This window comes from Micromonospora sp. IBHARD004 (genome assembly GCF_052814115.1).
Map to the genome: position 1 here is coordinate 3,729,020 of NZ_CP199934.1, position 14,303 is coordinate 3,743,322.

At 74.0% G+C, this 14,303-nt stretch carries 13 protein-coding genes; all 13 read right to left on the bottom strand.

Features of this window, described 5'->3' with window-relative positions; genetic code table 11:
* Positions 1-2 precede the first annotated feature (2 nt).
* Positions 3-410, bottom strand: a complete 408-nt coding sequence (locus ACTWO6_RS18245; protein WP_446215033.1) for a DUF2267 domain-containing protein — start codon at positions 408-410, stop codon at positions 3-5.
* Between the two features lie 69 nt (positions 411-479).
* Entirely contained in the window at positions 480-2,351 is a 1,872-nt protein-coding gene (locus tag ACTWO6_RS18250; protein WP_446220695.1) for a transketolase, read from the bottom strand.
* Between the two features lie 49 nt (positions 2,352-2,400).
* Entirely contained in the window at positions 2,401-3,687 is a 1,287-nt protein-coding gene (locus tag ACTWO6_RS18255; protein ID WP_446215034.1) for an MFS transporter, read from the bottom strand.
* 187 nt (positions 3,688-3,874) lie between these two features.
* The gene (locus tag ACTWO6_RS18260; protein WP_446215035.1) at positions 3,875-4,876 is read right to left on the bottom strand and encodes a mechanosensitive ion channel family protein; all 1,002 of its coding nucleotides are present in this window, start codon (positions 4,874-4,876) and stop codon (positions 3,875-3,877) included.
* Between the two features lie 108 nt (positions 4,877-4,984).
* Positions 4,985-5,491, bottom strand: coding sequence for a hypothetical protein (locus tag ACTWO6_RS18265; protein WP_446215036.1), 507 nt, complete (start codon positions 5,489-5,491; stop codon positions 4,985-4,987).
* Between the two features lie 17 nt (positions 5,492-5,508).
* Positions 5,509-6,312, bottom strand: a complete 804-nt coding sequence (locus ACTWO6_RS18270) for a hypothetical protein (protein WP_446215037.1) — start codon at positions 6,310-6,312, stop codon at positions 5,509-5,511.
* The gene (locus ACTWO6_RS18275; protein WP_446215038.1) at positions 6,309-7,550 is read right to left on the bottom strand and encodes an MCE family protein; all 1,242 of its coding nucleotides are present in this window, start codon (positions 7,548-7,550) and stop codon (positions 6,309-6,311) included. Before ACTWO6_RS18275 ends, ACTWO6_RS18270 begins: the two co-directional genes overlap by 4 nt.
* Positions 7,547-8,959, bottom strand: coding sequence for an MCE family protein (locus ACTWO6_RS18280; RefSeq protein ID WP_446215039.1), 1,413 nt, complete (start codon positions 8,957-8,959; stop codon positions 7,547-7,549). The genes ACTWO6_RS18275 and ACTWO6_RS18280 overlap by 4 nt, the downstream gene beginning before the upstream one ends.
* Positions 8,956-10,200, bottom strand: a complete 1,245-nt coding sequence (locus tag ACTWO6_RS18285; protein WP_446215040.1) for an MCE family protein — start codon at positions 10,198-10,200, stop codon at positions 8,956-8,958. Before ACTWO6_RS18285 ends, ACTWO6_RS18280 begins: the two co-directional genes overlap by 4 nt.
* Entirely contained in the window at positions 10,200-11,183 is a 984-nt protein-coding gene (locus ACTWO6_RS18290) for an MCE family protein (RefSeq protein WP_446215041.1), read from the bottom strand. The genes ACTWO6_RS18285 and ACTWO6_RS18290 overlap by 1 nt, the downstream gene beginning before the upstream one ends.
* Positions 11,180-12,214 carry an MCE family protein gene (locus tag ACTWO6_RS18295; RefSeq protein ID WP_446215042.1) on the bottom strand — a complete coding sequence of 345 codons (1,035 nt, stop codon included), beginning with the start codon at positions 12,212-12,214 and terminating at the stop codon, positions 11,180-11,182. The genes ACTWO6_RS18290 and ACTWO6_RS18295 overlap by 4 nt, the downstream gene beginning before the upstream one ends.
* Entirely contained in the window at positions 12,211-13,497 is a 1,287-nt protein-coding gene (locus tag ACTWO6_RS18300; protein WP_446215043.1) for an MCE family protein, read from the bottom strand. Before ACTWO6_RS18300 ends, ACTWO6_RS18295 begins: the two co-directional genes overlap by 4 nt.
* Before the next feature lie 2 nt (positions 13,498-13,499).
* Entirely contained in the window at positions 13,500-14,303 is an 804-nt protein-coding gene (locus ACTWO6_RS18305) for an MlaE family ABC transporter permease (RefSeq protein WP_446215044.1), read from the bottom strand.

Sequence of the window (14,303 nt, forward strand, 5' to 3'; positions counted from 1 at the left end):
GCCTACGTGCCGATCCGGCGGGGTTCGAGCCGGCTGGCCGCCGGCCCCGTCAGCTGCCAGAATTCCTTCGGCAACTGGGCGATGGAGTCCTCGTACTCCTTCGCGCTGACCGCGTCCCGCAGCGTGTCCAGCACGGCGCGCACCCCGTCGGTCGCCGCCTGGAACTCCACCGCGGCGCGTTGCTGCACCCGCTCGAAGAACTCGGGAAGCTCGAACGGTTCGGCCTCCTCGTCGGGCTTGCGTAGGTCTCCCCGCAGCTCCTCGGGAAGCTGCGCGGCGAGATCCCGTGCCTGGCCGCCGCTGAGCCGCTCCGCCAACGTCGCGAGCGTGGCACGGGTGATCGGCTCGGCCAGCGTCGGTGACATCTTCGGTCGCGTCGCCACCGACTGGATGAACTCCGCGTACTTCACCTCGGACCCCCTCCTACCGCGAATGCTGCGTCTACCCGCGCGTCCGGGGGTGAAACGGCGCCCGCCGCGTCAGTGGCTGGGGGCCTCCGCGGCGCGTGCCGCCGCGACGATGGCGCTCACCCCGATCCCGGCCTGGTCCATCAGCTGGCTCGGGGTACCGGAGGTGGGGAGGCCCCGTACCGCCAGGTGCTTCACCCGCACCGGCTCGGCGAGGTCGGCCAGGGACTCGAGGACCGCCGACCCCACGCCGCCCTCCGGGTAGTGGTCCTCGACCACCAGCAGCCGACCGCCGGTGGCCCGGACGGCGTCCAGCAACCGGTCCCGGTCCAGCGGCTTGACCGAATACAGGTCGATGACCCGGGCCTTGATCCCCTCGCGCGCCAGCTCGTCGGCGGCGGCGAGGCAGTTGTGCACCGTCACCCCGGCGCCGATCAGCGCGATGTCGTCGTGGTCGCCGCTGCGGAGCAGTTTGCTGCCGCCGACCGGGAAGGCGTCGTCGTTGTCGTAGAGCACCGGGTACTTGCCTCGAGTGGTGCGCAGGTAGTTGACGCCCTTGCGGTCGACCATCTGCGCGACCAGGGCGGCGCACGACACGGCGTCGCTGGGATACAGCACCGTCGACCCCTGCACCGCGCGCATGGCCGCCAGGTCCTCCAGCCCCATCTGCGAGGGACCGTCCGCCCCGATCTCCACCCCGGAGTGCGACCCGGACAGGGCGATGTCGGCCCGGGAGATGCCGGCCATCCGCACGAAGTCGTAGGCGCGGGAGAAGAACGCCGCAAAGGTCGCGGCGAAGGGCCGATAGCCGCGTACCTGCAGCCCGACCGCGGCGGCGATCAGTTGCTGTTCGGAGATGAACATCTCGAAGAACCGGTCGGGGTACGCCTCGCCGAACTTGTCGGCGCGGGTCGAGTCGCTGACCTCGCCGTCCAGGGCGACCACGTCCGGCCGCGAGCCCAGCGCGCGCAGCGCGTCACCGTACGCGTTCCGGGTGGCCACCTTCGTGCCCTTGTCGTACCGGGGTAGCTTGGGCGGCTCGCCGGCGGGGGCGCCGGCGGGCGGGGCGGGCTCGGGTTGCGGCCCGGTGACGCGGATCTGGCGCACCCCGCCGAGAGCCTCCACGGCCCGCTCGGCCATGTCGGGTTTCAGCGGCTTGCCGTGCCACCCCGGCTGGTTCTCGACCTCCGGCACCCCCTTGCCCTTGACCGTCCGGGCGAGCACCACCGTGGGGCCCGTCGCCCGCCGCGCCCGGCCCAGCGCCTCGTCGATGGCGGCCAGGTCGTGGCCGTCGACGACGAGCGCCTGACAGCCGAACGCCTCGGCCCGCCGCCGGTAGGTGTCCAGGTCCCATTCCAGCTCGGTCGGGCCGCGCTGCCCGAACCGGTTGATGTCGACGATCGCGGTGAGGTTGTGCAGGCCGTAGTGGCCGGCCTTGTCCAGCGCCTCCCAGATGGAGCCCTCGGCCATCTCGCTGTCGCCGCACAGCGCCCACACATGGAACGGCAGGTGGTCGAGGTACTGGCCGGCGAGCGCGATCCCGACGCCGACGGGCAGTCCCTGACCGAGCGAACCGGTGGCGACGTCGACCCAGGGCAGCGCCGGCGTGGGGTGCCCCTGCAGGCGCGACCCGAACTGGCGGTAGGTCTCGACCAGCTCCTGGTCGGTGATGGCGCCCACGGCCTTGAAGACCGCGTACAGCAGGGGCGACGCGTGCCCCTTGGAGAAGATCAGGTGGTCGTTGGCGCGGCCGCGCGGGTCCGCCCACTGGTAGCGCAGGTGCCGGGAGATCAGCACCGCGAGCAGGTCGGCGGCGGAGAGGCTGGAGGTCGGGTGCCCGGACCCGGCCCGGGTGCTGCACCGGATCGCGTCCACCCGGAGCTGGGCGGCGAGCTCACCCAGCCCGGCGAGCTCCTCCTCGCGCAACGTGCGCTCTGCTTCCATCGTCACCGGCATCGCCTCCGCACTTACCGTAGTCAGGAAAAAAACCGCATTACCCGGTAACCACCGATTTGCCGGGTGCCGGCCGGTCCCGCCACGATCGGGAGCCGACCAGCCAGCCCGCCACCGCCAGGTACGGCACGGCGGCCAGCGCGAAGGCCACCGCGTTGCCGGCCGCGCCGGCCACCACGGCGTACCCGCCGTAGAACGCGATGATGGTCAGGTCGGTCGCCATCCCGGCCACCGAGGTGACCGTCGCCCGGCCCGGGCCGGTGATCCGGGCCTGCAGGCGCACGTCCGCGAGCACCGTGGCGAGCTGGAACGCGGCGAAGGCGACCGCGAGCGGCAGGAAGCCCACCGGGCGGCCGACCAGGGCGCCCACCGCCAGCGCCGAGGCGGCGAGCACCAGCAGGCCCGCGTACCCGCGGGTGGTCAGCCGCTCCCCCGCCGGGGCGAGCAGCCCGCCGGCGGTCATCCCGGCCCAGAGCAGCAGGAGCAGCAGCGGCACGGCCGCGTCGGCGACGCCGGTCTCCCGGGCCAGCAGGGCGGTGTACTCGTCGAGCCCGCCCCAGATCGCGGTCACCGCGGGGACGAGCAGCACGGCGGCGCGTACCGTGCGATCGGCGCGGGCCTCGGCCAGCCCGGCGCGCAGGGTGGCCAGCCACCCCAGCTCGTCGCCGCCGTCCGGCTGGTCCGCCTGGTCCCGCCGCTCGGCCGTGGCCGGTCCGGGAACCGCCGCGGGCCCGGCGGGCCGGGCCGGTCGGTGCTCCGGGAACCGGGTCGCCGCGGCGGCGGCGAGCAGGCAGGCGAGGATGCTGGCCGCGCCCACCGCCGGGTAGCCGCCGACGGCGAGGACCGGCCCGGCCAGCGCCCCGGAGCCCGCGGCGCCCAGCACCCCGGCGGTTTGCGCCCGGCCCATCAGGCGGGCGTACCGGTCGGTGGCGCCGAGCCGGTCGAGTTCGGTGAAGACCAGCGCCTCCAGCGCCCCGGAGCGCAGCGCCCCGCCGGCGCCCCAGAGCAGGAAACCCACGGCGAACGCCGGGTAGGACGGGGCGAGCACCCAGCAGGCGAAGCCGGCGGCGGGCAGCAGCGGCGCCAGGGCGAGCAGCAGCCGCCGGGAGACGGCGTCGGCCCACGCCCCGGAGGGGACCTCCAGGGCGATGCTGGTCGCCGACCAGATCACGAAGAGCGAGGAGATCTGCCCGACCGACAGGCCGCTGTCACTGAACAGCAGCACGTACACCGGGTAGAGCAGGACGAGGTCGGTGAGGAACGCGTAGCCGTAGAGCGCGCCCGCCAGCCGGCGGGTCGCGGGTACGCGCGCAGGAGAGATGATCATGAGGCCTTCCCACGGGGACGGAACGGACACCGGACGTACGGCGTCCGCGGCGGCCCGCGGCCACGGCCTCTACGGCAGGATCAACATCGCCAGGTCATGCCGCCGATGCTAGTGCTCGTAAGGTCGGACCGGAACACACGTCGGGGTGGGACCCGGCTGGGCCCCACCCCGGTGCGCGTGCGAACGGTCAGCGGCGGAACTTCTCCACGTCCGCCTGCGGGATGACCATCGTGGACTCGTTGTCCGCCGCCTGCTCGGCGGTGGGCTGCCGCGGCGCGGTCGGCTGGGTGCGCTCCGACTCGCCGTACGGCGGGACCGGCTGGGTGGGCTCCACCGCGCCGTACGGGGCGACCGGCTGGGTGGGCTCCGCGCCGCCGTACGGGGCGACCGGCTGGGTGCGGTCGGCGTCGGCGTCCCGGGCGACCGGCTGGGTCAGCTCGGCCTCCGCGTACGGGGTGACCGGCTGGCTCATCCGGGCCTCGACGTCGCGCCGGCCGGCCTGGTACGCCCGGGCGTGCGTGGCGATGGTCTGCGACTCCTGCTCGGCGCGGGCCAGCCAGGTCTCCCAGCGGCTCTGCATCGGCCGGACCAGCCCGCCGCCGACGCCCACCACGAGGATGCCGCCGACGGTCGCGAGCACCGCGATCAGCACCGGGGTGGTCACCGCGGTGGCCACGCCGATCTGGTTCAGGGCGGCGATGACGCCCAGGCCCAGGATGAACACCGAGGCGATGTTGGCGAGCACCCGGCCGTAGGACAGGCCACCGAGGGCGCTGGAGATGATGTCCTTGACCGCCTTGGCGATCGCGGCGGCCACCACCACGATGACGATGGCGACGAAAGCGCGGGGCAGCCAGGCGATGACCCCGGCGATCAGGTCGGAGATCGGGTTCGGGCCCCAGATGCCGAAGGCGAGCTGCAGGGTCACCAGCAGCACCCCGTAGTAGGCCAGCTTCGCGACGATGTCGCTGGCGTCGTACTTCGACCGGGCCAGGGCGGTCTTGATGCCGCCGCGCTCGACCGCCTTGTCGAAGTGCACCCGCTCCAGGACCTTGTCCACGATCTTCAGCACGGCCTTGGCGATCAGCCAGCCGACCACCAGGATCGCGATGAACGCGACGGCTTTGGGCAGGAACAGCATCACCGAACGGAACGCGTCGCCCACCGCGTTCCCGAAGTTGTCTTTCATCGAAGGGCCTCCACACACGTGTTCAAGTCGGTCCGCCCGAGACCTACCCGAACGGCGTGACCGGGAAACGGACTCAGGCTCGCCTGCAGCGGTAGCGCCTGGGCGGCGTCAGATCGCTGTCGCCTTGACGACCTTCCATTCCCCGTGGACCGGGACCATGGTGAGCACGACCCGGTTCTGGTCGACCTTCTCCCCCGCCGTGCTGACGTTGCGCCGGTACTGGTTGAGGTAGACCAGCAGTTCGACCCGGTCGGTGTCTGAGGTGACCACCCCGGTGGCCGAGACCTCGGCCAGGACCACCGCCTGCTGTTTCGTGGCGGTCTCCTTGAGCGTCGCGGTGGTCCGGGCGTACTCGTCGGCGAAGTCGCCGGTGGCGAAGGTACGTCCGTTGGCGACGCTGTCGTCGAAGGTGCGGTAGTCGTACGAGAAGATCGCCTTCGCGGCGGCGGGCGCGGCGGCCAGGGCCTGGCGTACGGCCCGGTCGCGCTGGCCGGCGCGGTGGTCGCCGGACCAGCCGGCGGCGGCGACGGCCGTCGCGACCAGGAGTGCGACGACGAGCGTCGGCAGCAGCGGGGGCCGTCCGGGCCGTCGGCGCAGGACTGTGGGGACACGCATCGGACTCCTCCTCCGGGTCAGCCGACGAACTGCAGGCGGGACACCAGCCAGTCGCCGGAGTCCTGGTCGCGGACCAGGTCCACCTGGATGCGGTAGTGCGAGGGGCGGCCGTCGGGTGCCTTGACGTTCCGGACGGTGGCGTCGACGGCGACCAGCACGACGGCGTGCCGGCGGTCCCCGGAGACCAGTCCGGCGCGCAGCACCGACCCCTGCGACTGGACCTTGTTCTCCACCACCGCCTTGCGCACCTGCGCCTGGCCGCGGGTGAACTCGTCCTTGAAGTCGCCGGTGGCCCCGCCGACGATGCGTTGCAGGTCCCGGTCGACGCTGGCGGCGCTGACCGAGACGAAGTTGACGCTGGCCTGCCGGGCGGCGGCCACGGCGTCCCGCCGGGCCTGGTCGGTGGCCCGGTCGACGTACCAGCGGTGCCCGAAGACGCCAGCCGCCGCGAGGGCGGCGGCGAGCAGCACCGCGAGCAGCGCGGCCAGCGCCCGCCGGCGACCCGGCGTGCCGGCGTCGTGGTCGGCGGCCCCGGCGGTCCGCGCCTTCGTCCCCGTTGGAGCTTCGTCGGGGTCCGGCAGGTCGTCGACCTCCGCCGGGTCGCCGAGCACGGTCAGGTCACCGGGCTCGGTCGGGTCGTCGACCGGTTCCCGGTCGAGGCGTTCGAGCACCTCCTCGATCGGCTCGGCCGGTCGGGGCACCGGACGGGTGACGAGGCGGCGTCGGGCGGGCGCCGGTCCGCCGGACTTCGCTCCCTTGATCACTTTCAGCGTGGTGTTCCTACGGTTGGGCACCGCCACCTCCTCCGGTAGGCCGGTCACGGGGTCACCCCGGCGAGCAGCAACTGCTTCCACGACTGGTCGCCGGCGGTCCGGTACTGCCCGCCGGTCCCGCCGAACTGCAACGGTCGCCCGTCCGGGCCGAGCACCAGGCCGGTCGCCGGGTCGTACCCGCCCGGGCCGGCCTGGTCCGACGGGGCCGGGGCGGGCGTGGGCTCGCGTCCGGACGGTCGCGGCGCGTTCTGCGCCCCGCGTACGCCGGCGCCGGCGACCCGCTCCTGGGCGCTGCACCTGGTGCCGGCGCCGCGGTAGACGCAGGACGGCGGGTCGTTCACGTTGACCACGAGCCCGAGGTGCGCGGTGCCGTCGCCCGGGGTGACGGTGAAGCCGCCGGCCACCGCGACCGGGTAGACCACCAGCAGCTGCTCGATGCCGGGCAGCCGGCGGGCGGCGATCCCGTTGACGGTGACCAGGTTGCCGAGCAGCGTGCCGATGCTGGGTTCCAGCCCGCGCAGCAGGGCCCGCAGCTCCGCGCCGGCCGGCGGGCCGGTGGCGAGCAGCCGGCGCAGGTCGGGGTCGGCGGCGCGGACGGTGGCGGCGAGCTGCGCCAGCCCGGCCGACCAGCGGCGCAGCGCCTCGGCGGACTCCGCCTGGGTGGTGAGCACGGTCCGCCCGTCGCGGATCAGGGTCACCGTCTCGGGCAGCCGGGCGTCGGCCTCGGCGAGCAGCGCGTCACCGGCGTCGAGGATCCGCGCGAGGGCCCGCTCGTTGCCCTCGAACGCGGTGCCCAGCTCGCTGATCAGCACGGTCAGGTCGTCCGGGTCGATCGAGCGGACCAGGGCGTCGAGGTTGGTCAGCAGCGTTTCCGGGGCGAGCGGGACGCCGGTGCGGTCGGCCGGGATGACGGCGCCGTCGGCGAGGAAGGGGCCGCCGTCGCGGTCGGGCCGCAGGTCGAGGTACTGCTCGCCGACGGCGGAGCGCTGCGTGACCACGGCGCGCAGGGCGTCCGGCACCCGTACGCCCCGGTCGATCCGCAGGTCGGCGCGGACACCGTCGGCGCGCAGGGCGACGGCGGTGACCCGGCCGACGGGAACCCCGCGGTAGGTGACCGGGGCGTTGGCGAAGATGCCGCCGGCCCGGGCCAGGTCGACGTGGACGACGTACCCGCCGCCGAAGAGCCGGTCGCCGAGTCCGACGTAGCGGAACCCGACGTAGCCGATGCCCAGCACGCTCACCAGCACGAAGGCGATGACCTGGAGCTTCGCGGTGCGTCCGATCACGGGATCAGCCCTCCTCCCAGGACGTCCGGCAGGCCGCCGACCTGCCCGGTGACCGCCCCGGTCACCGGCAGCACGCACTCGGCGGTCAGCACGGTGCCCGACGGCAGTTCGGTGCCGGCCGGGAAGACCGTGCCCGGCGGCACGATCCCCTTGGGCAGCAGCAGCCCGCCGAGGGGTACCGCCGAGCCGGGCTTGAGCAGTACGCAACCCTCCGGCAGCCCGCACTCCTTCGGCGGCGTCCAGCGGGCCGGGAAGTCCTTCGGGTCGGGCAGGCACTTCGTCAGCGGCAGGTCAGGGAGCCCGGTGTCGCCGGGCAGGCCGCCGGGTGCGGGCTTCGCGCCTCCGACGGCGGGCGGCCGGGGCGCGGCGGGGGCGTTCGGCCGGGTGGCCGGCCGGACCGGGGCCGGCGCGGCGGCGACCAGGTTCGCCAGGATGCTGGCGGCGTCGAGGTCGGCGGTGACGGAGAGGTTGACGAAGTCGCCGACGATCGCGCCGGTGACGTTGGGCGGGAACGGGTACGACAGCATGAAGTCCAGCGACTTCGGCAGGTCGTCGCCGGCCCGGGCGAGCTGCTCCAGGATCGGTTGCAGCGCCCTTACGCTGGCCAGGGTGTCGTCGCGGCTGCGGTCGACCACCCGGGTGCCGACCTCGCCGAGTTCACCGAGGGCGGTCAGCGCCCCGGTGAGCTGCGCGCGTTGCTGGGCCAGCACGGTCAGGCCGGGGGCGAGGGAGTTCAGCGCGTCGCCGACGACCTGCCGCTGCCGGTCGAGCCGGCCGGTCAGCCGGTCGAGCGCGTCGATGGCGCGGACGATGTCAGTCTTCTGCCGGTCGAGCCCGCCGATGAAGGTGTCGAGCTGCCGCAGGGTGTCCCGGACGTCGGGTTCGCGGCCGGCGAGGGCCTTGCCGAGCTCCTGGTTGATGGTCCGCAGCTGGGCCAGGCCACCGCCGTTGAGCAGGAGCCCGAGGGCGGCGAGCACCTCCTCCACCTCGGCGCCGCGGGTGGTGCGGGACAGCGGGATGACGTCGCCGTCGCCGAGGCGCCCGCTGGCCGGCCCGGTGGGCGGCGCCGCCACCATCACGTACTTCTCCCCGAGCAGGCTGCTCTGGCGTACGGCGGCGGTGGCGTTCGCGGGCAGCCGCACCGCGCGGTCGATGCGCAGCCGGACCCGGGCGTGCCAGCCGGACAGGGAGATCTTTTCCACGGTGCCGACGGTCACGTCGTCAACCTTGACGGCGGCCCGGGGCACCAGGTCGAGCACGTCGCTGAACTCGGCGGTGACGGTGTAGCCGTCGCCGGTCGGCGCCCCGCCGGGCAGCGGCAGGTCGGCGAGCTCGGGCAGCCCGCAGCCGGCGGGCAGCAGGGCCGCCACGACGACGCCGGCCAGCATCCGCAGCGCCCGGGCGGTCATGCTGGGCCCCGCAGGATGCCGCCGAGGGTCGGGTCGCTGGTGATGGCGGAGCCGCCCGGCGCCACATCGGCGGTCGGGGCACCGGGGGAGCTGACGGAGCCCGGTGGGGACCCGCCGGCCGCCGGGGCGCCGGGCGGCAGCTTGAGCAGCTTGCGCAGCTGGTCGGTCAGGGGCAGGCCGCGGGAGCGCAGGGTCTGCGCCAGCGCGGAGCACTTCGCCGGCACCTCGCCGGCGGGGAGCTGGTCGACCATCAGCGAGCAGACGAAGGTGGCCGGGTCGTAGGGGCCGAGGGCGTTGTCGCGGGTGTCGAGGGTGCCCGAGCGCGGGTTGTAGGCGAGGCTGAGGTTGTTCACCGCCAGCGGCGTCACGTCGAGGATGTCGATGACCGCCTGCTGCTGGCGGACCAGCACGCCGGTGACGTCGGTCAGCGCGGCCACGTTCGAGGCCAGCGCGGTGCGGTTCTGCTTCACGAAGGTGGTGACCTCGGCCAGCGCGGCGGAGAGGTTGCGCAGCGCGGCGGCCAGCTCCTCCTTCTCGCCGGCGAGCTGCTCGGCGACGTCGGCGAGCTGCTGGTTGAAGCCGCGTACCTGCTGGTCGCTGCGGGCCAGCGCGGTGGTGAAGCGTTGCAGGTTGGCCACCGAGCCGAACAGGTCCTGCCGCCCGTCGGCGAGGGTGGTCAGCGCGCGGGACAGCCCGTCGAGGGTGTCGTGCAGGTTCCCGCCGTTGCCCTCCAGGTTGGCCCGGCCGGTGGCGACCAGGTCGGAGAGGGCGCCGTCGGCGTTGGCGCCCTGCGGGCCGAGGGTGCGGTTGAACTCGTCGAGCGCCTGGTAGATGTCGTCGATCTCCATCGGCGCGGCGGTCCGCTCCACCGGGATCTGCGCGCCGTCGGCGAGCGCCGACCCGCCGGTGAACGCCGGGGTGAGCTGGACGTACCGGTCGCTGACCACGCTGGGCGGGACGATCAGCGCCTGGGCGTCGGCGGGGACGTCCACCTCGGGGTCGTAGCGCATCTCGACGCGGACGGTGCGGCCCTGCGGGGTGACCGCCTCGACCTCGCCGACCCGGACGCCGAGCACCCGCACGTCCGAGCCGGGGTAGACCCCGACCGCCTTGGTGAAGTACGCGACCACCCGCCGCTGGGGCGGCTCGTGGCGCCACAGCACCACCCCGGCGGCGACGGCGGTCAGCAGCACGGTCGCGGCGGCCAGGGGGCGGCGCCAGCGCTGGATCGGGCCGGGCATCAGCGTCCTCCCGTCGTGGGCAGGTACGGCTGGAGCAGGCCGTCGACGTACGAGTCGAACCAGCGGCCGTTGCCGACCACGTTGGCGAACGCGGTGACGAACGGGGCCATCCGCCGGATGGTCCGCTCCAGGTCGTCGCGGTTGCGTTGCAGGATCGCCACCACGTCGCGCAGCTTGCGCAGCGCCGGTTCGAGCTGGGCGCGGTTGTCGGCGACGAGTCCGGAGAGCTGGACGCTGAGGTCGTTGGTGCCGACGAGCAGCCGGTGGATTGCGTCGCGGCGGCGGCTGACCTCGGCGAGCAGCCGCTCGCCGTCGGTGACGAGCTTGCGGAACTCCTCGTCGCGTTCGGCGAGCACGCCGGTGACGTCCCGGGTCCGGGCGAGCAGGGTGCGCAGCTCGGTGTCGCGGCTCGCGACGGTCCGGGACAGTCGGGACAGCCCGGTCAGCGAGGTGGTGACGCTGGCCGGGGTGTCGGCGAAGGTCCGGGAGAGGGTGTCGAACGCCTGGGCGAGCCGGTCGGTGTCGACCTTGTCGAGGGTGTCGGCGAGCCCGGTGACCGCCTGCACCACGTCGAACGGGGCGGCGGTGCGGGCGAGCGGGATCTGCCCGTCCTCGGGCAGCTTCCCCGGTCCGGCCGGCGACAGGGCGAGGTACTTCTGCCCGAGCACCGTCTTGATCCGGATGGTGGCGCCGGTATCGCGGCCGAGCCGTACGCCGTCGTCGTCGACCCGGAACCGGACCCGCACGTACGGCTGGGTGCCGTGGGCCAGTTCCACCCCGGTCACCCGGCCGACCCGGACCCCGGCCACCCGGACCTCGTTGCCGGTGGCGAGGCCGCTGGCGTCGTGGAACGCGGCCTGGTACGTGCGGCCGGTGAGGGCGGCCAGCCGGTCGAGCTGGAAGGCGCCGAGCAGGGCGGCGAGGATCAGGGTCAGCGCGGTCGCGCCGAGGACGACCGGGTTGCGTTCGCGGAACGGTTTCACTGGCTGCCTCCGGTGGCGCAGCGGGCGGCGGGCGCGCTGAAGGTGGCCGGGTTCAGCGGGGCCCGGCCGGCGACGGCGACCCGCCCGTCGAAGTCGCAGAGGTAGAAGTTGAACCAGGAGCCGTAGGAGGCGACCCGGGTCAGCGACTCGTAGCGCTGCGGCAGCCGGCCCAGGGTGCCGTCGATGACGGCGGAGTTGCGGTTCAGGGTGCCGGAGAGGTCGTCGAGGGCGCGGACGTCGGCGGCCAGCGGCGGCCGCACCTGGCCCAGCAGCGAGGAGGTCGTGGTGGTCAGCTCGCCCAGGTTGACCAGGGCGTCGCCGATGGCGGTGCGGTCGGCGGCGAGCCCGGAGACGAACTGCTGCAGCTGCGCGATGCTCTGGTCCAGCTCCCGGTCCCGGGTGGCCAGCGTCGCCAGGACGCGGTTGAGGTTGGTGACCACCCGGCCGATCACCGCGTCGCGGTCGGCGAGGGTGTTGGTCAGCGAGGCGGTGCGGTGCAGCAGGCTGGCGACGGTGCCGCCCTCGCCCTGCAGGACCTGGATGATCTCGTACGCCAGCTTGTTGACGTCGTCCGGGTTCAGCGCGGTGAACAGCGGCCGGAACCCGTTGAACAGCACGGTCAGGTCCAGCGCGGGCGTGGTCTGGGTGAATGGGATCAGCCCGTCGGCGCGCAGCGGCCGGCCCTCCCCCGGGCCCTCGCTCAGCGCCACGTACCGCTGGCCGACCAGGTTCCGGTAGCGGATCTTCGCGCGGACGCTGGTGGCCACGGGCACGTCGCGGTCGATGGTGAAGGCCACCTCGGCGACCGTGTCGTCGACCACCGCGATGTCGCTGACCTTGCCCACCCGCACCCCGGCGATCCGGACGTCGTCGCCGGGCAGCAGCCCGGTCACGTCGGTGAACCGGGCCCGGTAGGTGACGCCGTCGGGCGGGAACGCGCCGAGGGTCTGGGCCAGCAGCGCGGTGGCGAGCAGGGTCACCACGGCGAAGACCACGAGCTTCACCAGCGAACCGGTCGTCTTCCCGGTCATCGGGCGTTCACCACCGCTCCGCGCAGCAGCGGCCCCCAGAGCAGCACCGCGATGTCGGGCACCTCCGCCGGGGGCGTGCCGGTGAGCCCGCCGACGAGCGGTTTGACCAGGGCGCTCTCCTCGCCGGTGCCGGCCCGCCCCATCTCGGGGCCGGCGGCGGGGGCGGCCGGGCCGGCCGGCGTGCCGACCGGCAGGGGCGCCCGGGTACGGGTGCCGCCGTGGTCGTAGCCGTCGGCGACCGGCACCTCGGGTGCGGGCACCTTCGGGTCGGGCAGGCCCCGGCAGTCCGGGCCGTCGTGGGCGGCGTAGACCGGCTCGTCGCGGCCCCGCTCGTACGGGCCGCCGTCGCGGGTCACCTCCAGGGTGATGTGCATCCGCCCGCCGGCGAAGACCTCCTCGACCCGGGGTTGCAGGGCGACCAGGCCGTGGGCCAGGCACGGGTACTCGGGGGCGTAGGTGGCGAGCAGTTCCAGCACCGGGCGGCTGACGTGGCCGAGCCGGATGAGCTGGTCGCCGTGCCGGCCGAGGAAACCCCGGGTGGTGTCGGCGGTGTCGGTGGTGTCGGCGAGGAACGCGGCGAGCTGAGTGCGCTGGTCGGTGACCGTGGCGGCGGTGACGGTGACGTCGCGCAGCAGGGCGAGCAGGTCCGGCAGCGCGGCGTCGTAACCGTCCAGCGCGAGGGCGAGCTGGCGGACGTCCTCGGCGATGGTGGGCAGCTCCGGGTTGAGCTGTCGCAGGTACGCGTCGAGCCGGGTCAGGTTCGCCCCGAGCTGGTCGCCGCGCCCCTCCAGGGCGGTGGAGATGGCGCCGAGGGTGGCGGCGAGCTGGTCGGGCCGGATGGACTGCAGCAGCGGCAGCGCCTGGTCGAGGACCCGTTCCAGCTCGACGGCGGTGCGGCTGCGGTCCTGGGTGATGACCGCGCCGTCGCGGATCGGCCCGGCGGTGCTGGCGGGCGGTGGGACCAGCTCCACGTACCGCTCGCCGAAGAGGGTCTTGGGCAGCAGCCGCGCGGTCACGTCGGCGGGGATCCGGTCGGTGACGGCGGGGTCGAGGGCCAGCCCGATGACGGCCCCGCCGCCGTCGCTGCGTACCGAGCGGACGTCGCCGACGACGACGCCGCGGACCTTGACGTCGGCGCCGTCGAGCAGTTGCAGGCCGGCGCGGTCGGCGCGCAGGGTTACCCGCTCGACCGGGGTGAACGCCTTGCGGTACTGGAGCACGGAGGCGGTCAGCGCCGCGGTCAGCACGGCGATGAAGACGATGCCGAGGATGCGATGTCTCATGCTCACCCCGCGATCCGGACCGTGGTCGTGGCGCCCCAGATGGCCAGCGACAGGAAGAAGTCGACGAGGTTGACCGCGACGATGGCGGTGCGGACGGCCCGCCCGACGGCGACGCCCACCCCGGCCGGCCCGCCCTTGGCGGTGTAGCCGTACCAGCAGTGCACCAGCACCACGATCACGCTGAAGACCAGCACCTTGCCGAAGGACCAGAGCACATCCCCGGGCGGCAGGAAGAGGTGGAAGTAGTAGTCGTAGGTGCCGGCGGACTGTCCGAAGTAGCCCACGGCGATGGTGCGGGTGGCCAGGTAGCTGGCGAGCAGGCCCACCACGTACAGCGGGACGACCGCGACGAAGCCGGCGATCATCCGGGTGGTGACCAGGAACGGCAGCGACGGCACGCCCATCACCTCCAGCGCGTCGACCTCCTCGGAGATCCGCATCGCGCCGAGCTGGGCGGTGAACCCGCAGCCGACGGTGGCCGACAGCGCCAGCGCCGCCACCAGCGGCGAGATCTCCCGGGTGTTGAAGTAGGCCGAGACGAAGCCGGTGAAGGCGCTGCTGCCGATCTGGTCGAGCGCCTGGTAGCCCTGCAGGCCGACCTCGGTGCCGGTGAAGAAGGTCAGGAAGCAGATCACGCCGACGGTGCCGCCGAGCACGGCGAGCGCGCCGGAGCCGAAGCTGACCTCGGCCAGCAGCCGGACCACCTCGCGCTTGTAGCGGCGCAGGGTGCGCGGCGTCCAGGCGAAGGCGCGCAGGTAGAAGGCGAGCTGCCCGCCCAGGTCGTCGAGGTGGCGCAGCACGGCCAC

Coding starts and splice junctions, on each gene's coding strand:
- ACTWO6_RS18260 (WP_446215035.1), bottom strand. CDS start 4,876: ATGAAAGACAACTTCGGGAACGCGGTGGGCGACGCGTTCCGTTCGGTG.
- ACTWO6_RS18295 (WP_446215042.1), bottom strand. CDS start 12,214: ATGACCGGGAAGACGACCGGTTCGCTGGTGAAGCTCGTGGTCTTCGCC.
- ACTWO6_RS18250 (WP_446220695.1), bottom strand. CDS start 2,351: ATGGAAGCAGAGCGCACGTTGCGCGAGGAGGAGCTCGCCGGGCTGGGT.
- ACTWO6_RS18285 (WP_446215040.1), bottom strand. CDS start 10,200: ATGCCCGGCCCGATCCAGCGCTGGCGCCGCCCCCTGGCCGCCGCGACC.
- ACTWO6_RS18280 (WP_446215039.1), bottom strand. CDS start 8,959: ATGACCGCCCGGGCGCTGCGGATGCTGGCCGGCGTCGTCGTGGCGGCC.
- ACTWO6_RS18255 (WP_446215034.1), bottom strand. CDS start 3,687: ATGATCATCTCTCCTGCGCGCGTACCCGCGACCCGCCGGCTGGCGGGC.
- ACTWO6_RS18265 (WP_446215036.1), bottom strand. CDS start 5,491: ATGCGTGTCCCCACAGTCCTGCGCCGACGGCCCGGACGGCCCCCGCTG.
- ACTWO6_RS18300 (WP_446215043.1), bottom strand. CDS start 13,497: ATGAGACATCGCATCCTCGGCATCGTCTTCATCGCCGTGCTGACCGCG.